Raw genomic sequence first — 17,249 nt, 5'->3', positions numbered from 1 at the left:
GGGACCCGAGGTTCTGGTGTCAGGCCCACATGCCGCCGTCGACCCGCAGGACCGTGCCGGTGACGTAGGAGGAGCGGTCGCTGAGGAGCCAGGCGGCGGCCTGGGCGATCTCGTCCGGGTCGGCGGCGCGGCCCAGCGGCGTCTGGGCGTTGAGGTGGTCGATGGTGCCGGGGGACTTGTCGTCCCACTCGCGGAGCATCTCGGTGAGCGTGGTTCCGGGGGCGACGGCGTTGACGCGGATGCCCTCCGGGCCGTAGGTGACGGCGGCGGACGCGGTGAGGCTGTTGACCGCCCGCTTCGTCGCTCCGTACGCGGGCAGCGCGGGGTTGGCGAGGAGGCTGCCGACGCTTGAGGTGTTGACGATGGCCCCGCGGCCCGCCGTGGCGCGGATGGCGGCGACCTCGGCGTTCATGGCCAGCCACGGGCCCTTCAGGTTCACGGCGCAGACGCGGTCGAAGTCGGCTTCCGACAACTGGTCCATAGGGCCGGGCGGCTGTCCCGTCGCGCCGTTGTTGAAGGCGACGTCGAGCCGCCCGTACAGCTCCACGGCCCGGTCGACGGCGCCCCGGACGCTGTCGGCGTCGCCGAGATCGCACACGGCGTGGTCCGCGATCCCGCCACCCGCACGAACCTCCTCACTCACCCTCTTCAACTGGTCCTCCGTGCGGGCGGCGAGGAGCACGCGGGCGCCTTCGCGGGCGAAGAGCCGCGCCGCCGCGGCGCCGATGCCGCGACCGGCCCCGGTGATGAAGGCGACCTTGCCGTCGAGGAGGCCGGCGCCGGGCAGGACTGATGTGGTGTCGTTCATGCCGAGGAGCCTGTGCCGGCCCGCCGGAGCCGTCCAGGCACTGGCAGTACCTGGCTGCGCACCCCGTGACCAGCGCACACTGGACAAGTGAACCGACAAGAACTGGCGGGCTTCCTGCGCAGCAGGCGTGAACGCATCGCGCCCGACGAAGTCGGCCTGCCCGCGGGGCCGCGCCGCCGCACGCCGGGGCTGCGCCGCGAGGAGGTGGCGCAGTTGGCGTTCATCTCGACCGAGTACTACGCGCGCCTGGAGCAGGCCAGGGCTCCGCACCCGTCCCGCGAGGTGCTCGCCCAGTTGGCGCGCGCCCTGCGCCTGTCGGACGCCGAACGCGACCACCTCCACCACCTCGCCGGAGCCCCGCCGGGACCTCCGCCCGGCCCCTCGCGGGAGGTGCGCCGGAGCATCATCGACCTCCTGGACCGGTTGCCGGAGACGGCGGCGCTCGTGGTGTCGGCGACGTACGAGGTCATCGCCTGGAACGCGTTGGCCGCCGCCCTGATGGAGGACTTCTCGGCCCTGCCGCGCCGGGACCGCAACCTCGTCCGGCGCGCCTTCCTGGGCCCCCACCGGGACGGCCGACGGCTCTACGGCGTCTCGGACGCCGACACGTTCGCGCGGACCGCGGCCCAGCACCTGCGCGCGACGGCGGCCCGCTACCCCGGTGACCCGGAGGTGTCGGCCCTGGTGGACGAACTCCTCACCGCCAGCGAGGACTTCGCCCACATCTGGGCCGCCCACGAGGTCTCCCCCCGCCCCACCCTCTGCAAAACCTTCCACCACCCCCTGGTGGGCCCCGTAGCCGTCAACTGCGACGCCCTGGACATCACCGACCGCGACCAGCGGGTCTTCTTCTACACGGCAACCCCCGGCACCCCTTCGGAACAGGCCATGCGGCTGCTGTCGGTGGTGGGGACGCAGCGGATGGATGTGCCGGGCTGAGGGATGGCCCTGCGGGCAAGTTTCGGCAAGTTCACTGTGCCGAAGGGGGAGGACGGTGCACGGTTGCTCACACAGACCGTCGACTCTGACCGAGGAGGACATCATGGCCCTGCGTAAGCTCGGCAAGGACCCCGAGAGCCCCAGCGGGGGGTCTCCAACGATCTATCTCGACGACACCAAGGACACTTACCTCGTCCAAGGGGTGAAGGTCGATGATGCGGAACGTCTGGCCATGATGGACCTGCCTGACCATGAGACGGTGGTCGAGATCCCGAGGCGGATGGTGCAGTTCTTCCTGGAGGTGAAGCGTGCCGAAGGTCCCGGCGTTTGACGAGTTGTTTCACCACAGCCAAGAGTCAGCAGTCCACTTGGAGATGCGTGACGGCTACATGCGATCGGACCCCGCATTCATCGACTGGGCCGCGGGCAAGGAACTCGATCCGGTCGAGCGTTGGAGTGACTGGCTCGCCACCGTGAAGAAGGCCACCAGCCGAGGTGTCGTTGTTCGACGCGCTCGCATCGTCTCCGAACCAGTGTCGGACTACATCCGCTTCGAGCACTCGGTCACCGAAGGGCTCAACATCGACGCGGGGGAAGACGTCCGCTGGTTGCCGCGACGGCAGGCGACCTCCCTGGCCCTGCCGGGCAACGATTTCTGGGTCTTCGACCGGCGGATGGCGCTGATCAACCACTTCGACGGGGACGGTGACTCGTTGGAGCACGAGTACACCGACGACCCTCAGCTCGTGTCCTTCCTCTCCGGGGCTTTCGAGTCGGTCTGGGAGAAGGCCCTGCCGCACGCCGAGTACCGATTGGCGTGACGGGCAGAACAGGCTGATCTTCGGTGACTACGCCATCCTCCTCGGTCCAGGAGGCGCGTTTTGCGTTCGGTCGGCGCCTGCGCGAGATCCGGAAGGACTCAGGGCTCTCCGCGCGGGCGCTGGCTGCTCTTGCAGGCTGGCACGAATCCAAGTGCTCACGGCTTGAGAACGGCTCCAGGCCGCCATCATTCGATGACATCCGTGCCTATACGTGCCATTGCGGAGCAGCGCATCTGACCGAGGATTTGATTGCCACCGCACGAGGCATCGACGGCATGTATGTCGAGTGGCGTCGACTTGAACGCTCTGGACTCCGACGGGTTCAGGAATCAGTGATCCCGGTCTGGGAGCGAACTCTTCGGTACCGCATCTATTCCTCCTGGCTCATCCCAGGACCCATGCAAACAGAGGCCTACATCAGATCGCTGTTGACCTCAATCCGCGTCCGTCGCCGGCTCGTCGACGACGTGGACGAGGCCGTGCCCATCCGAGTCGCCAAGCAACACATCGTGTATGAGGGTAATCACCGCTTCTCGATCATCCTGGAAGAGGCGGCACTCAGATACCGCATCGGCGGCATCGAGACCATGGCCGCTCAGCTCGGGCATCTGCGCTCTGTCTCCACGCTGCCGTCAGTCAGCCTCGGCATCATCCCGCTCGACACCGACCGCTCCGCTCTATGGCCCGTAGAGGGCTTCTTCCTCTTCGATGAAGCACAGGCCAATGTCGAATTGGTCTCGGCCCACCTGACCATTGTCCAGCCCCACGAGATCAACATATACGCCGAGACGTTCGCGACGCTGGCAGAAATGGCTGTGTACGGTCCCGCGGCACGCTCTCTCATCGCGAAGGCGATTGAGGCTCTCAGGTGATCGTCGGCAAGTTCCGGCACATTCGTTGAGCCCCGCAACCTCGCGGTCCGATGCTCTTGGTGTCCCCGGCTTCCATAGAAGAAGGGAAGAGACGTCATGTCTCTCGCTCTGCAGCATTCGGTCAAGACACGGCAAGGCCGAGACCTCGTTCCGCAGGACCTGTTCCGGCGTCTGGTGGATTTCTGCGCCGACGAGTACGGGCTCGAACACAGCGTGGCTGACCGGATCATGGATCAAGGACTGGCGTTCCTGTGGACCATGGGAACGACCCACACGGAAGGCACTCTCGCTCCGTCGAAAGAAGTCGATCCGGCCTGGCACACCTTCATGCTCCACAGCGTCGAGTACGCCGAGTGGTGCCGCACGAACTTCGGACGTTTCCTGCATCACAAGCCCAACTCGAAGGTGCGCTCCCGAGGCCTGATGGTCTCGGTCGTGGAGCACATCGAAAGGGCGGGGTTCCAAGTGGACAAGCGATTGTGGCAAACAGCCGCCGCGTGCAACGAACCGGCCTGCTGCGGCGATGGCCCCTGCTGCTAGGTGATCAACCTTTGGCGCCCGGACCCGAGAGTCCGGGCGCTGTCGACTCTGTAGAGGGAATCCCATGCCGGAAGCTGCCCACAAAGGGCAAGGGCGAGTCGCAGCCTTCAGCTTGTTCGGACCAGTTTTCGGCTATACGTCGAAGCTTGTGGAGGATCAGCAAATCGCCTACATCGGTCCGGTGACACCGGGTGTCCAGTGGGAGAAGCTCTGGCAGATGGCGAATCGATGCTGCCGCTCGACTGCGCAGGAAGGCGAGAAGGCGCGTTGGATCATCACTCAGGCAACTCGTGCCGTCATCATGGGTGCCGACCTCGTCGCGAAGCTCCCCCGTGGGGAGTGGGGGCTGCAGCGTGGCGGCCGTCGAGCCGATGTTGGCAACTGGTCACATCATGATGTGTTGGTCACGGGCAACATGACTGTGCCCGTCCTCACGCCCGAGCAGATCTCGATCAAGCACACCCGTTATCCCCAGTACTACGTGGGAACTCCGTGACCATCAACAACTGCCCAGTTCGCGCCTCGCGACTGCCGTGACGAAGGGAACCCACGCGGGCGCGGTGATCACAAGGGCGGGGCCGTCCGGGACCTTGGAGTCCCGGACGGGGACGGTTCCGGGGAGGTTGGGGGCTATCTCGACGCATTCGCCGCCGGTACCGTTGCTGTAGCTGCTCCTGCGCCACACGGCGTCGCTCAAGTCGGTTTCATGGCTTGTCATTTCGGTGTTCCTCAGCCGCATCCTCGACCATGGCCAGGGACGCCTCAGGCGGCAGTGCGGCGGCCCTGAGCAGATCGTACGACGCTCGGTACTGCTTCACGAGCGGTGGAAAGTCGATGAGTTGGCCGCTGTGCAGGCTCTCGGTGTACACCACCGGAGGCGCGTCCGCGAAGGTCATGGCCCTGGTCATGCCCATCATGAACGGATGGGCCGCGGTGGTTTCCGGGACGATCTGCAAAATGGAGCGGGTCCCCCTGACCACCTCGGCGATGTGCTCCAGCAGTTCGGTCATCCCCTCTGGCGGAAGGATCCGGCGGCGAATCGCCGACTCGTCCAGGATGGCCCAGAACTCCGGGGGCGACTCCCGCTGGAAGAGGTCGCCCCTCTTCACCCGTGCGGCAACCTTCTTCTCGACTTCGTCGACCGATGCGCGAGGCATCGCTGCCCGTACGATCGCTCGCGCGTAGGCGGGCGTCTGCAACAACCCGGGGACGATCATCGGCGCCCAGTCCTCGATGGACTCCGCAAACCGCTCCATCTCGACCACGTCCGCGAAGTACTCGGCGTGGCCCTCCTGCCGCGCCTTGCGGGCGTCTTCACAGCGGCGCTGGAAAAAGCCGTCCGTCCCCAGCTTCGCGTCGACGTGCTGGGCCAGGTCGAACGGCATGCGGCGCTCGCCGCGCTCGATCTGGCTGAGGAACGGGACGCCCCGGTAGCTGCCCTCCGCCAGGCGTTCGAGGGTAAGGCCCGCAGCCTCCCTCTTGAAACGCAACTCCGCGCCGTAGAAAGCCGGCACGCTCGCCGACGCGTCGGTGTCCTTGCGAGGAGGCACAACGCACCACCGCCCTTTGCCAGTTCCCCTGCGCAACTCGAACCTCTGTCACGTTACGTGCCGTGACGTCACTGTGTGACCAGAACGTCACAGAGAGCGCACGGAAGAAGGCGTACCCCCATGCACGATCAGGATCCGCACCCCGCCCCCACCTTCGAGGTGGCACTCCTCGCCGTCCCCAAGGCGGTGCCCGAGCTTCGGCGCGTGCTGGGTGGCCACCCCGGCGTACAGCTATGCGTCAGTGAACTGCTCAGCAACGTGATCCGGCACCTCGGTGCGGGGACGCCGGTGACCGTCCGGCTCACGAGGGCGGGGGACGGGCGGACCCGCGTGGCCGTCACCGATCCCGACCCCCGGGCCTGGCCGGTGCTCCGGAACGCGGGGAGTGGCGACGAGGCCGGGCGCGGTCTTGCCCTGGTCGACGCGGTATCGCTGCGGTGGGGCGTGGAGCAGGGGGCCGACAGCAAGACCGTCTGGTGCGAGGTGGGGGAGGGGTGAGGCCGGGCACGGAACACACGCGTGGGGCCGCCCACTGGGGGCGGCCCCACAACGATGTGCCGTCAAAACCGTTTGCTCGCGGAGCGCCTGGGCACCCGACAGAACAGGAACGCGAGACGGTCGGCCTACTCCTCCAGGGTCAGCCCCTTGCGGAGGCGCGTGAGAGTGCGGGACAGCAGACGGGACACGTGCATCTGGGAGATGCCGAGTTCCTCGCCGATCTCCGACTGCGTCAGGTTGGCGACGAAGCGCAGGGAGAGGATCTTGCGGTCCCGGGCGGGCAGTTCGGCGATGAGCGGCTTCAAGGACTCGATGTACTCGATGCCCTCCAGGCCGTGGTCCTCGTAGCCGATGCGGTCGGCGAGGGCGCCCTCGGAGTCGTCCTCCTCCGGCTGGGCGTCCAGCGAGCTGGCGGTGTAGGCGTTCGACGCCGCCATGCCCTCGATGACCTCGTCGTTCGAGATGCCGAGGCGCTCGGCGAGTTCGGCCACTGTCGGCGCGCGGTCGAACTGCTGCGCCAGCTCGTCGCCCGCCTTGGCGAGGTCGAGGCGGAGCTCCTGAAGCCGGCGCGGCACCCGCACCGACCACGAGGTGTCGCGGAAGAAGCGCTTGATCTCACCGACGATCGTCGGCATCGCGAAGGTGGGGAACTCCACGCCGCGGCTCAGTTCGAACCGGTCGATCGACTTGATCAGGCCGATGGTGCCGACCTGGATGATGTCCTCCATCGGCTCGCTGCGGGAGCGGAACCGGGAGGCGGCGAACTTGACCAGGGCCAGGTTGAGTTCGACGAGGGTGTTGCGGACGTACGCGTACTCGTACGTGCCCTCTTCGAGGGATTCGAGCCGTTCGAAGAGGGTCTTGGAGAGGGCGCGCGCGTCCAACGCCCCCACCTCGTCGTAGGGGGGAATCTCGGGGAGCCCGGGCAGGCTCTCGTGCGGTTCGCCGATACCGGCGGACGGGCGCACGGCGGTAGTCGCGATCGGCGCGGCCTCGTCGGCGGGAGCCGAGGGCGCCGGAATCACTGTGATCTCGGTCTCGGTGCGGTTCGTGCGGTTCGTGCGGTTCGGCGGGAGTGTCGACGTCGCCTGGTCAGTATGCGATTCGTCGAGCCGGGGTGACATGGTCTCCTCCATCGTTCTCGGCATATGGCTGCCGATGCCACTACGTGTACTGCGGTGTGCGGCGCCTCCATGGCCGTCCGTGTCGATTGATGTCTCTTCTACCCCTACCCGCTTCCGCGCCGGAGTCGCAAGTGCGTTCCGTTCCGAAATGTCCGAATTCAGGAGGATGTTCGGGTACCCCAAGGCGCAAGGAAGGCGTAGTGTTCAGGGGCGTCATCGCGTCTCACAGCGCGCAAGGAACAGCCCACGACTTGTCGGGAAGAGAGTGACGGCATGGACCGCGGGACGGTCGGCAGCGCACACAGGGGCCGGCTTCTGGTCGAAGTCCGGAAAGAGGGCCACAGTGCCGTCGTGACTCCGGCGGGTGAGTTGGATCACCACACCGCCGATTTGTTGCGCGAGCCGCTGGAGGCCTGCGTCGACGACGGCTTCACACGCCTCGTGGTCGACTGTTCGCGGCTTGAGTTCTGTGACTCGACGGGGCTCAATGTGCTCCTCGGGGCCCGGCTCAAGGCCGAGGCCTCCGGAGGTGGCGTCCATCTGGCCGGGATGCTGCCGGTGGTGGCGCGGGTCTTCGAGATCACCGGTGCCGACGCCGTCTTTACCGTCCACGAGACGCTCGAAGCGGCGCTGGCCGACTGAGTCGGGTGACTCTCCGTGTGCGGCGCGTAGTGTTACGCGTCAGTTGTCGCTATGTGATCGATGCGTTATCAGCGTCACACGGTTCCTCCCAAATCCATGGGTGTTCCTGCGGAACTGCCGGGCAGGAGACAACCTGGATCTGTCGTCGGCTCGGCGTCGATTCGGCGTCGGCTCGGGTCGGCGTCAGTTCAGTCAGTCAGCAAGTAAAAGTCAGAGCGGTAGGCGGCCAGGAGGCAGCCCGCGGGCAGGGGTCCGTCGGGGCCCCGCACCCTCGTCACTTGTCCAGTCCTCTTGTCGGTGAGGTGAAGTGCTGATGAGCACCACCCGGCCTTGCTCGCCGGGCGACCGTGGCCCGGAGCCGGAGGCCGCGGTCGCGGCTGCTCCCGCGCCCGCGACCGCCCCGGAGTCCGGGGCCCGTCAGGTTCGCAGGCTGAGCCTGAACGGGGAGAGCGGCGTCGTGCCGCTCGCACGCGACTTCACCCGGGAGGCGCTGCACGCCTGGGGCTGGCTGCCCGCGTCGGGTGCGGATCGCCGTGCCGCCGCTGAGGATGTGCTGCTCGTTGTCTCCGAGCTGGTCACCAACGCGTGCCTGCACGCCGAGGGGCCTGACGAGCTCTGGCTCTCCAGTGACGGAAAGGTCCTGCGCATCGAGGTCTCCGACCGTGGCGCCGGCCAGCCCGCTCCCCGGACCCCGCATCGTGCGGGGCGGCCCGGCGGGCACGGCATGTTTATCGTGCAGCGGCTCTGTCTCGACTGGGGGGTTGTGCGGGCGGCTGATTCCGCGGGTAAGACGGTTTGGGCGGAATTGGGCGCCCCCGGTTAGTTGGGGGGCCGGGCCGCTTTTGCCTCTCCGGCTTGGGGGGGAGGGGGTCCGCCTTTTCCTCCTGGGGGGTGTGGTTGGCGTTGATCGCGCTGCGCGCTCGTCCTCAAGCGCCGGACGGGCTGGAACCCCTCGTCCTCGTTCGCTTGTGCTCTGGCTGAGCTGAAACCCCCGCGCTTCGCGCTTGTCCTCAAGCGCCGGACGGGCTGGAACCCCTCGTCCTCGTTCGCTCGTGTCCTGGCTGAGCTGAAACCCCCGCGCTGCGCGCTTGTCCTCAAGCGCCGGACGGGCTGGGACGGCTGCGCCGGACGGGTTGGAACGACCGTGCCCGACGGGGTGGGTCCCCGCGCCGGGCGAGGTGGAAAGCTCGGGCCGGGCGGGGTGGGGTCCCCGCGCCGGTTCGTCCTCCGGGTGGGTTGTCCCGTACATCTCTCGCGCGTCGGATCACCACAGATCCGGCGCGTCCTTTGTCTTCCCTCGGCAAGGTCACGGGCGTACCTTGAGCGCCCAATCTGATGTGCCGTCAGTAAAAGCGCATGTGCGGCACGGACTCGCCCGCACCACGGCATGAGGGGAAAACGAGGTGTCGTACCAGAAACAGACGGCCGCGCTCGTCCTCGCCACGGCTCTGGCCGGATCGGCTCTGCTCCTTGCCGCACCTGTCGCACAGGCCGAGGTCCAGGACGTGGACTACCAGTGCAAGACGCCCATCGGCAACAAGGGGGCGGTCTCCCCGATCGACATCAAGAGCGTCAAGAGCGGCAGCGGCTACAAGCTCACCATGTCCTTCCAGAAGGGCGTCTCCTCCAGCCCCGTCGAGCTCGGCAAGGGCGCGATGAAGCCCAGCGCGCTGATCAAGCTCGGCGGCGCGGAGAGCGGGACGGTCCCGGTCTCCGGGCCCACCAACTCGGCGGCGATTCCGGCCAACACCCCCATCAAGATCAGTGACCTGTCGGGTACGTACACACCGAAGGAGTCGGGGAAGGTCACCTTCACGGCCGGAGTGCTGACCATCAAGGCCCTCGGAACCACCACGACGTGTACACCCGCGAACAACCCAGAGCCGTCCCTGACGCTCGACGTCAAGGGCTCGGGCGGCGGTGGTTCGGGTGGCGGTTCCGGTGACACCGGCGCGGGATCCGGTTCGGACGCTGGCTCCGGCACGGGTGACGCCTCCGCGGGGTCCCAGGGCGCCGGGGGCGGCGGCGACGAGCTGCCGCAGACCGGTCCCGCCGACTCCGCCATCGCCCTCGGCACCCTCGGCGGCACCGTGCTGCTCGCGGGCGCGGCCGGAGTGCTGTGGCTGACCCGGCGGAACCAGGCTGCGCGGTCCCGCTGACATGTGAGGAGACCTGGTACGAGTGCGGAAGCCGCCGATGCCGCCGGAGTCGCCGATGCCGCCTACACCGCCTACGCCTTCGGCGTGGGGGAGGCGCGGGGCGCGTGTGGTGTGCGCGGGTGCCGTCGTGCTGCTGGGGTGGTGCGTGGGGCCGGTGCCGGGCGCGGGGGCGGCGGGCTCCGCGGATGCCTGGTCCGTGGCGCCCTCCGCCGGGGCCGGGGCCGGGGCCCGGGCCGCGGGGGGCGGCGGGCGGCCCTGTTTCTACCTGGAAGGCACCCCCGGAGCCGTACTGAAGGACACCGTGGCCGTCACCAACCCGGGCACAGGGCCGCGCACCGTGACGCTGCGGGGGGCAGGGCCCGGCGGCACCGGGAAGTGGCTCGCCTTCACCGAGCGCGAGGTGACGGTGCCGCCGCGCACCCGCGCCGAGGTGCCCTTCACCGCGACGGTGCCGCGGGACGCCGCTCCCGGCGACCACCTCGGCGAGGTCGTCGCGCGCGGCGGTGGCCGCGACGAGCGGGTTCCCGTACGGCTGCGGGTCAGCGGCCCCGCGCTCGCGGCGCTCACCGTGGAGCGGGTGCGGGTCGACGCGGCGGCGGGGCGGATCTCGTACGACCTGGTCAACCGCGGCAACACCGTCCTGGAACCGCGGATCGCGGTACGGGCCGAAGGGTTGTTCGGCGAACTGCTCGACCGCAAGGCGCGGAAGCTGCCCCTCCAGTTGGCGCCCGGACGGCGGGTCTCCCTCACCGAGCCATGGGGTTCGGTCCCGGCGCTCGACTCGGTGGACGTGCGGCTCACGGTGACGGCGGCGGGCGGGGTGCGCGAGCGCGGGGACGCCTCCGCCCGGCTCGTGCCGTGGCCCGCGGTCGGGGGAGGCGCGGCGGGAGCACTCGCGCTCACCGCGGGAGGCGTTGTTGCGGTACGTCGGCGTCGACGGGCGGAGGCCAGCGGTGAAGGGTGAGGCGACGTGCGCCCTGCGGGGTGTGGTGGGTGGCGGCCTCGCGGTAGCCCTGTGGGGTGTGGTGAGGGGCGGTTCTGCGCGGGCCCTGCGGGGTGTGGTGGGTGGCGGCCTCGTGGTTGCCCTGTGGGGTGTGGTGGGTGGCGGTCCCGCGCGAGCTCTGCGGGGAGCGGTGAGCGGCGGCATCGCGGTCGCCCTGCGGGCTGTGGTGCGTGGCGGCATCGCGGTCGCCCTGTGGGGTGCGGTGAGGGGCGGTTCCGCGCGAGCCCTGCGGGGTGCGGTGAACGGTAAGGGGGCGCGGGGCCGCCGGTGTGCGGCTCGCAGCGTCCGGCCGCGCGCCCGGCGCCCGCAGCCTCGTCACCGTGGGCGAGAGCGTGCCCCGGTCGCCGCGCTCACCGTCGCCCTCTTCGCCGCCCTGCTCGGCGGCGCCTTCGCCGCGTCTCCGGTAGCCCGCGCCGCCGACGGGCCCCTCGGCGTTCTCACCGCGCCTCCGGCGCCCCCCGCCGCCGACAAACCCACCGTCACCCTCTCCACCCCCCAGGCCGGTGCCGGTGGTTCGGTCAGCGTTGAAGGGGAGGGGTGGCGGGGTGGGGCCCTGCTGATGGTGCTTGTCTGCGGGCAGGCGGCGCCCGGTGTCGGGGTGCCGGGGGGTACCAACTCCTGTGCCAACTCCCAAGGGCGTGCCGTCACCGCCGACGGTGACGGTGGCTTCCGTAAGAAGCTGCCCGTCGCCGAACCCCCGCAGCCCTGCCCGTGCGTCGTGCACGTCGCCACGGTGACCGGCACGAAGGCCACCGCGGACGCGGAGTTCAAGGTCGCGGGGCACCCGGTGCAGCCGCTGCCCGAGCGGCGCCCGGGCGGCAGGCTCGCCGTCCTCACCGACACCCGGCTCGACGGCTCCAGCGGCCTCCTCACCTGGTTCGGCGCCCCACCGGCACGCAAACTCGCCTTCACCGCCGGCAACGTCGGCTCCGCCCCGATCAAGGACCCGGTCTTCCAAGTCGGCACCTCACACGGTGTGTTCGCCCCCCAGTGGGAGGAACAGCAGTGGCGCGGCACCATCGCGCCGGGCAAGAAGACCCGGATCGAACTGCCGGTCGAGCTGTCCGCGGGCGCACACGGCGACTACCTCGTCTCGCTGCGGTTCGGCGACAAGGTCCTCGCCGAGCAGCCCTGGGGCGTGGGCCGCCCCTGGGGCGTCACCCTCTTCTGGGTGCTGCTCTGCCTCGTCGTACCCGCCGCCGTCTTCCGCGTCGGCATGGTGGTCGTCGACCGGCTGCGCCCCGACCGCGGCAGCGGCCGCCGCACCTCTGGCCGCGGGAGTGGCCGCCGCAGCCCGGGCCGCCACCGTACCGACCCCCTCCGCGCATCGACCGTACGACGGCCGAATCTGCGCCTGCCGACAGCGCGCCTGCCGACAGCGCGACCGTCGACAGCGCGACCGTCGGCAGCGCGACTGTCGAAGCTGCGCCTGCCGAGGCTGCGTCTCCCGCAGTCGGCCGTGGCCGAGGGGCGCGGAACCGGGGGCCGGGGAGCCGAGCGGCGCGATGCGGGGCGCGGCGCGCAGGCTTCCGCCGCCCGGCCCGCCGCGCCCCCCTCATCGACCCTGCCCTGGTTCAGCCCGGACACCGACCCGGGCGCCCCCGCCCCGCAGCTCTCCGCACCGTCCGACCAAGGCCTCAACAGCCCCACGACGAAAGGAGAAACATGAAGAGGACGCGGATGACGACGCGGAGGACGTGGCGGTCGCGGAGGACGTGGTGCGCTCGGGGTCCTGGGAGTCCACCTCTTCGTACCAGAGCCACCGCGGTCGGTGTCGCGCTGACGCTCGGCGGCACCGGCCTCGTCCTGATCGCCGCCGCGGGACCCGCGCACGCCGCCGAGGTCGCGTACAGGACCGAGTGCGTCCCGCCGCCGATCTCCAATCTGCCGCCGGTGCACGGCACCACGAAGGTGGAGCTCAGGGCGCCCGCGGAGGCGAAGGCCGGTGACGAGGTCGAGGTGGTGTGGAAGACGGTCGAGGCCGCCTCCAAGAACCCCGACATCCTCGACCTCGGCAAGGACACCGTCCTGCCCACCGGCACCGTCAAGCTCGGCGGTGCCCTGAGCGGCGAACTGAAGCTGGCGGGGACGCGGAGCAACCCGCCCATCCCCAAGGGCGGCGCGATGGTCCTGTCCGACATGAAGGGCACGCTGAAGCTGACGGAACCGGGTGAGGTGACGCTCACGCCGGACGCGTACGACATCAACGTCAACAAGCCGATCTCCACCGACACCAAGTGCAAGCCGGAGGAAGCCGTGAAGGCCGCGGCGACCATCAAGGTGACGGCGGGCGGGGGGAGTTCGGGCGGGACGACGACGTCCGGGGGCAGCACGTCGGGAGGTACCACGTCCGGCGGCACCACCTCGGGCGGGAGCACTTCCGGCGGGAGCACCGGCGGTACCGCTTCCGGTGGGAACTCCGGCGGCACGACTTCCGGCGGCACCACCTCCGGTGGGAGTTCCGGCGGTGGTGGCGACGACCAGACCGACTTCACCGGCAAGGAAGTCCAGGTGCCCTACAAGTGCAAGACCCCCATCGGCGACAAGGAAGCCACCTCGCCGGTGCAGATCAACGCCAGGAAGGACGGCGGGAGTTACGGCCTCACCGTACGGTTCAAGAAGTCGGTGATGGACAGCCCTGCCGACATTCCCGCGAACTCCGTCATCCCCTCGATGGCGGTACGGCTCGGCGGTGCCGACAAGGGCACGGTGGCCGTGGAGGGCCCCGCGAACAAGGAACCGATCAAGTCCGGCGCCCCGATCACCGTCCCCGACCTCAAGGGTACGTACAAGCCCGGCGCCGACGGGAAGTCGACGCTGTCGCCCGGCACCCTGACCGTGAAGGCCCTCGGTACGACCACGACCTGCACCCCGGCGAAGACCCAGGTGTCCCTGGAACTCGACACGTCGGCGCAGCCGGGCGGCGCCTCCGGCGGCTCGTCGGCCGGCGGCGTAAGCGGCGGCAGCGGCAGCGGGGGGAGTGCCGGGGGCGGCGCGGCGGGCGGCTCCGCGTCCGGTTCGGCGGGCGGTGCCGCGGCGTCCGGCGGCGGCCTCGCGGACACCGGCGCCGACGACAACGGCGGCCTGCGGGCGCTCGGCCTCATCGCGGGCACGGCGATCCTGCTGGGCGGCGCGGTCTTCACGTTCCTGCCGAGGTGGCGCCGCGACACCTGACGCCGCGGTACTCCCCGCAGGGGGAGGAGGCTGAGGCAGGTGGCTGCGCGTGCCCTAACGCGCCCGCAGCCACCGCAGCACGTCCTCCGCGAGGCCGGGCGCCCGCAGGAGCGGGCCGCCGTGCGCGGAGCCGGGCAGCGTCCGCAGGGTCACGTCCCGCAGACCGGCGTCGCCCTGGGCGGCGGCGAGTTCGGCGGAGTGCGCGGGCGGTACGAAGTCACCGGCGGAGTGGACGAGGTACAGCGGGGCGTCACGCGCGCCCGAGGCGTGCGAGGCGGCCGACATGTCGCTCCACCGCTCCCGACAGCGCAGCCCCGCCCGGCCAGGGTCGCTCTGCCCCGCCCGGCCCGGGTCGCACCCGGCGAGACGTTTCGCCGCCCGGGCAAGCCCCCGCTGTGCGCAGCTCGCGCCCGGCCGGGTCCCGTCCCGCCAGGCCCGGAGGGGCGACGCCACGGGGGAGAGGGCGACGACCCCGCGGGTGTACGCGCGGCCCTCCCCGTACGCGCCCACGCTCACCGCCAGGTGCCCGCCCGCCGACGAGCCGAGCAGCAGTGGGCGCGGGGCGCCAGGGCCCTCGCGGCGGGCGGTCCACCGCAGGGCCGCGAGGACGTCGGTGCGCTGCGCGGACCACACCGCGTCCGACGAGAGCCGGTAGTCCGTGTCGTACACGGTGAAGCCGCGGGCCGCGAACCAGCGCGACCAGCCGCTCCAGTCGGTGTCCCGCGCCCACGAGCCGCCGTGCAGGACGACGAGGGCCGGACGCTTGCCGCCCGGCGGCCCGTACACGGTCACCGTCTGGCGCGGATGCGCGCCGTAGGCGAAGACCCGCCCAGATGGGGCGGGGGCGGCGGCCGCCGACGCCTCGGTGACGGCGAGCGAGGGCGCGGCGACGGATGGCGGGGTGGCGGCGCCCGCGGAGAGGAGCGTTCCGCACAGGGTCAGGGTCAGTAGCGCACGGCGTACGGTCATGCGGCGATGGTCCACCGGGCGCCGGTGCCGTGCCCGGTGAAACGCCAAGGGCCACCGCACCGTGTGGTGCGGCGGCCCTCAGTTCGTACGAACCGTACGAGATCGCGTTCAGGCGGGGGGTGTCAGTTGACGTCGCCCATGAGTGCCTTGACCTTCTTGCGGTACATGTAGACCGAGAGGCCCGCGACGACGGCGAGGGCGGCTTCCATGGCGACCACGCCGGTCTTGTTCAGATCGACGCCCGCGGTGGACAGCAGGCTGGTGGTGCAGTCACCGGCGGTGACGGCGAGGAACCAGACACCGAGCATCTGTGAGGCGTACTTCGCCGGTGCCATCTTCGTGGTGACCGACAGGCCGACCGGGGAGACGCACAGCTCACCGACGGTGTGCATGAAGTAGATCGCGACCATCCAGTACGCGCCGACCTTCTCGCCGTCGCCCGCCATGGTCAGCGGGATCAGGAAGACGAAGAACGAGGCACCGGTGATGACCAGGCCGACGGCGAACTTCACGACCGTGGTCGGCTCCTTGTCGCGGCGGTTCAGCGCCAGCCACAGGACGGCGACGATCGGGGCCAGGGCCATGATCAGGACCGGGTTGACCGACTGGTACCAGGAGACCGGGAAGTCGAAGCCGAGGATCGAGGTGTCGGTGGAATTCTTGCCGAACAGGGCCACCGTGGAGGCGCCCTGGTCGTAGATCATCCAGAAGACGGCGGCGGCCACGAAGAACCAGATGTAGGCCGTCATCCTGGACTGCTCGGCCTGGTCGAGCTCCTTGTCCCGCTTGATACGGGCGAGCACCCAGATCGGGATGACCAGACCGGCGACCGTGATCGGGACGATGGCCCAGTTCAGGGTGTAGACGCCGGTGGCGATCGTGACGCCGTAGAAGACCACGGCGGCGATGACCCACAGCATGGCCTTGCGAAGCAGGCCCATCAGGACCGGCTTCTCCACCGGCTTCGGTACGACGCTGCTGCGCTCGCTCAGGTGGCGGCTGCCGAGCAGGAACTGGACCAGGCCGAGGGCCATGCCGAACGCGGCGAGGGCGAAGCCCAGGTGCCAGTTGACCTTCTCGCCGACGGTGCCGATGGCCAGCGGGGCGAAGAAGGCGCCCAGGTTGATGCCGATGTAGAAGACCGTGAAGCCACCGTCGCGGCGCGGGTCGTCCGGGCCGTCGTAGAGGTGGCCGACCATCGTGGAGATGTTGGCCTTCAGCAGGCCGGAGCCGATGGCCACCAGGACGAGGCCGAAGAAGAACACTCCCTGGCCGGGGAGTGCGAGGGTGACGTGACCTGCCATGATCACCAGGGCGGCGATCGTGATCGTCTTGCGCGGGCCCCACACGCGGTCGGCGAACCAGCCGCCCGGCATGGCGAGCAGGTACACCATCGCCATGTAGATCGAGAAGACCGCTGTGGCGGTCGCGGCGTTCATGTTCATGCCGCCGGGCGCGACCAGGTACAGAGGGAGCAGGGCCTTCATGCCGTAGAAGCTGAAGCGCTCCCACATCTCGGTCATGAAGAGAGTGGCCAGGCCGCGGGGGTGGCCGAAGAAGGTCTTCTCGGAACCAGGAGTGCTGGCCGAGTCCTTCGTCAGGCTGGACGCCATGGGTCGATCCTCGTGGTTCGGGACGCGTCCGACGGCGCGGGGCCGCGGGCACGCCCGGTGGGGGGCGGTCGGCACCGGCGTCGGCGTCCTGCCCTCACGCCTGAAGAGGGATCAGTGCCACGGAGTCCGTGGGGCACCGGGGACGACGACTCCGAGATCCACACCCCGGGACGCGACTTCGCGTGCGGGGCCCGACCACAGGTCATTCCTTCGAGGCCGGTGAACGAGCACCGGCCCACACACCGAAAAGACCCTTGGCGCGCAATAGCGGGCCAAAGGTCCTTGAGTAGTGCTACAGGCGTCTCGCCACCATACGCCACGACAGAGCGGCATTTGAAAGGACTTGAGAGATGGATCACAGGTGACGCTGGAACCAATCTCGCACATTCCAAGGTGTACGCAGGGTACTTCCGAGGATCACACTGTTTGCGTGACGGGGATCGCATCCCGCGGGGGCGTGCGGTGGGGGTGGCTGGGGGCGCTGCTCGGGGGCGGTTGCGGCCCGGCGGTGGGGCGGGTGTGGGCGGGCGGTGGTGA

At 69.8% G+C, this 17,249-nt stretch carries 19 protein-coding genes; 13 read left to right on the top strand and 6 right to left on the bottom strand.

Annotation, left to right across the window (positions count from 1 at the left end):
• Positions 1-19 precede the first annotated feature (19 nt).
• A complete protein-coding gene (locus tag IG78_RS0116210) occupies positions 20-808 on the bottom strand; it encodes an SDR family NAD(P)-dependent oxidoreductase (protein WP_030563648.1) in 789 nt (262 codons plus the stop codon).
• Positions 809-895: 87 nt separating this feature from the next.
• On the opposite strand from IG78_RS0116210, the gene IG78_RS0116205 reads away from it, so the two are divergent.
• The 6 genes from IG78_RS0116205 (at position 896) to IG78_RS0116180 (ending at position 4,476) form a co-directional block, all read left to right on the top strand.
• Entirely contained in the window at positions 896-1,747 is an 852-nt protein-coding gene (locus IG78_RS0116205; RefSeq protein WP_030563646.1) for a helix-turn-helix transcriptional regulator, read from the top strand.
• A gap of 103 nt (positions 1,748-1,850) precedes the next feature.
• The gene (locus IG78_RS0116200; RefSeq protein WP_030563644.1) at positions 1,851-2,078 is read left to right on the top strand and encodes a hypothetical protein; all 228 of its coding nucleotides are present in this window, start codon (positions 1,851-1,853) and stop codon (positions 2,076-2,078) included.
• The gene (locus tag IG78_RS0116195) at positions 2,056-2,568 is read left to right on the top strand and encodes a DUF6879 family protein (protein ID WP_030563642.1); all 513 of its coding nucleotides are present in this window, start codon (positions 2,056-2,058) and stop codon (positions 2,566-2,568) included. The genes IG78_RS0116200 and IG78_RS0116195 overlap by 23 nt, the downstream gene beginning before the upstream one ends.
• A gap of 23 nt (positions 2,569-2,591) precedes the next feature.
• On the top strand, positions 2,592-3,440 hold the full coding sequence (locus tag IG78_RS0116190; protein ID WP_030563639.1) for a helix-turn-helix domain-containing protein: 849 nt from the start codon (positions 2,592-2,594) through the stop codon (positions 3,438-3,440).
• Positions 3,441-3,536: 96 nt separating this feature from the next.
• Positions 3,537-3,980 carry a glycine-rich domain-containing protein gene (locus IG78_RS0116185; protein ID WP_030563637.1) on the top strand — a complete coding sequence of 148 codons (444 nt, stop codon included), beginning with the start codon at positions 3,537-3,539 and terminating at the stop codon, positions 3,978-3,980.
• Between the two features lie 64 nt (positions 3,981-4,044).
• The gene (locus IG78_RS0116180) at positions 4,045-4,476 is read left to right on the top strand and encodes a hypothetical protein (RefSeq protein ID WP_030563635.1); all 432 of its coding nucleotides are present in this window, start codon (positions 4,045-4,047) and stop codon (positions 4,474-4,476) included.
• Positions 4,477-4,479: 3 nt separating this feature from the next.
• Here IG78_RS0116180 and IG78_RS0116175 read toward each other — a convergent pair whose 3' ends face one another.
• Together IG78_RS0116175 and IG78_RS0116170 are read right to left on the bottom strand one after the other, a co-directional pair.
• The gene (locus IG78_RS0116175) at positions 4,480-4,698 is read right to left on the bottom strand and encodes a DUF397 domain-containing protein (protein WP_030563633.1); all 219 of its coding nucleotides are present in this window, start codon (positions 4,696-4,698) and stop codon (positions 4,480-4,482) included.
• Positions 4,685-5,530: a helix-turn-helix domain-containing protein gene (locus IG78_RS0116170; RefSeq protein ID WP_030563631.1), complete on the bottom strand. Its 846-nt coding sequence runs from the start codon at positions 5,528-5,530 to the stop codon at positions 4,685-4,687. The genes IG78_RS0116175 and IG78_RS0116170 overlap by 14 nt, the downstream gene beginning before the upstream one ends.
• A 120-nt stretch (positions 5,531-5,650) precedes the next feature.
• Here IG78_RS0116170 and IG78_RS0116165 point away from each other — a divergent pair, with 120 nt between their 5' ends.
• Positions 5,651-6,028, top strand: a complete 378-nt coding sequence (locus tag IG78_RS0116165) for an ATP-binding protein (protein ID WP_051852686.1) — start codon at positions 5,651-5,653, stop codon at positions 6,026-6,028.
• Between the two features lie 125 nt (positions 6,029-6,153).
• On the opposite strand, the gene IG78_RS0116160 is transcribed toward IG78_RS0116165, so the two are convergent.
• Positions 6,154-7,164, bottom strand: coding sequence for an RNA polymerase sigma factor SigF (locus tag IG78_RS0116160; protein ID WP_404827697.1), 1,011 nt, complete (start codon positions 7,162-7,164; stop codon positions 6,154-6,156).
• A 261-nt stretch (positions 7,165-7,425) separates the two neighbouring features.
• On the opposite strand from IG78_RS0116160, the gene IG78_RS0116155 reads away from it, so the two are divergent.
• From IG78_RS0116155 to IG78_RS49205, 6 genes are all read left to right on the top strand, one after another.
• Positions 7,426-7,794 (top strand): STAS domain-containing protein, encoded by a 369-nt coding sequence (locus IG78_RS0116155; protein ID WP_030563625.1) that lies wholly within the window; start codon positions 7,426-7,428, stop codon positions 7,792-7,794.
• A 313-nt stretch (positions 7,795-8,107) separates the two neighbouring features.
• Positions 8,108-8,617, top strand: coding sequence for an ATP-binding protein (locus IG78_RS0116150; protein ID WP_030563623.1), 510 nt, complete (start codon positions 8,108-8,110; stop codon positions 8,615-8,617).
• Positions 8,618-9,197: 580 nt separating this feature from the next.
• On the top strand, positions 9,198-9,953 hold the full coding sequence (locus IG78_RS0116145; RefSeq protein ID WP_030563621.1) for an LPXTG cell wall anchor domain-containing protein: 756 nt from the start codon (positions 9,198-9,200) through the stop codon (positions 9,951-9,953).
• 127 nt (positions 9,954-10,080) lie between these two features.
• On the top strand, positions 10,081-10,917 hold the full coding sequence (locus tag IG78_RS0116140; protein ID WP_318657867.1) for a COG1470 family protein: 837 nt from the start codon (positions 10,081-10,083) through the stop codon (positions 10,915-10,917).
• A 412-nt stretch (positions 10,918-11,329) separates the two neighbouring features.
• The gene (locus IG78_RS0116135) at positions 11,330-12,625 is read left to right on the top strand and encodes a hypothetical protein (RefSeq protein WP_051852701.1); all 1,296 of its coding nucleotides are present in this window, start codon (positions 11,330-11,332) and stop codon (positions 12,623-12,625) included.
• Positions 12,622-14,130: a hypothetical protein gene (locus tag IG78_RS49205; protein WP_157855803.1), complete on the top strand. Its 1,509-nt coding sequence runs from the start codon at positions 12,622-12,624 to the stop codon at positions 14,128-14,130. The genes IG78_RS0116135 and IG78_RS49205 overlap by 4 nt, the downstream gene beginning before the upstream one ends.
• A 54-nt stretch (positions 14,131-14,184) precedes the next feature.
• Here IG78_RS49205 and IG78_RS0116125 read toward each other — a convergent pair whose 3' ends face one another.
• Positions 14,185-15,099 carry an alpha/beta hydrolase family protein gene (locus IG78_RS0116125; protein WP_030563614.1) on the bottom strand — a complete coding sequence of 305 codons (915 nt, stop codon included), beginning with the start codon at positions 15,097-15,099 and terminating at the stop codon, positions 14,185-14,187.
• A gap of 122 nt (positions 15,100-15,221) precedes the next feature.
• Positions 15,222-16,712, bottom strand: coding sequence for a peptide MFS transporter (locus IG78_RS0116120; RefSeq protein WP_030563612.1), 1,491 nt, complete (start codon positions 16,710-16,712; stop codon positions 15,222-15,224).
• Between the last annotated feature and the right edge of the window lie 537 nt (positions 16,713-17,249).

The sequence above is a fragment of the Streptomyces aureocirculatus genome (assembly GCF_000720475.1).
GTDB classification, from domain to species: Bacteria; Actinomycetota; Actinomycetes; order Streptomycetales; family Streptomycetaceae; genus Streptomyces; species Streptomyces aureocirculatus.
Note: the sequence above shows the minus strand (reverse complement) of the source record. Positions and strands in the feature narration are given on the sequence as shown.

Coding starts and splice junctions, on each gene's coding strand:
- IG78_RS0116210 (WP_030563648.1), bottom strand. CDS start 808: ATGAACGACACCACATCAGTCCTGCCCGGCGCCGGCCTCCTCGACGGC.
- IG78_RS0116200 (WP_030563644.1), top strand. CDS start 1,851: ATGGCCCTGCGTAAGCTCGGCAAGGACCCCGAGAGCCCCAGCGGGGGG.
- IG78_RS0116185 (WP_030563637.1), top strand. CDS start 3,537: ATGTCTCTCGCTCTGCAGCATTCGGTCAAGACACGGCAAGGCCGAGAC.
- IG78_RS0116180 (WP_030563635.1), top strand. CDS start 4,045: ATGCCGGAAGCTGCCCACAAAGGGCAAGGGCGAGTCGCAGCCTTCAGC.
- IG78_RS0116175 (WP_030563633.1), bottom strand. CDS start 4,698: ATGACAAGCCATGAAACCGACTTGAGCGACGCCGTGTGGCGCAGGAGC.
- IG78_RS0116165 (WP_051852686.1), top strand. CDS start 5,651: ATGCACGATCAGGATCCGCACCCCGCCCCCACCTTCGAGGTGGCACTC.
- IG78_RS0116160 (WP_404827697.1), bottom strand. CDS start 7,164: ATGGAGGAGACCATGTCACCCCGGCTCGACGAATCGCATACTGACCAG.
- IG78_RS0116155 (WP_030563625.1), top strand. CDS start 7,426: ATGGACCGCGGGACGGTCGGCAGCGCACACAGGGGCCGGCTTCTGGTC.
- IG78_RS0116150 (WP_030563623.1), top strand. CDS start 8,108: ATGAGCACCACCCGGCCTTGCTCGCCGGGCGACCGTGGCCCGGAGCCG.
- IG78_RS49205 (WP_157855803.1), top strand. CDS start 12,622: ATGAAGAGGACGCGGATGACGACGCGGAGGACGTGGCGGTCGCGGAGG.
- IG78_RS0116125 (WP_030563614.1), bottom strand. CDS start 15,099: ATGACCGTACGCCGTGCGCTACTGACCCTGACCCTGTGCGGAACGCTC.
- IG78_RS0116120 (WP_030563612.1), bottom strand. CDS start 16,712: ATGGCGTCCAGCCTGACGAAGGACTCGGCCAGCACTCCTGGTTCCGAG.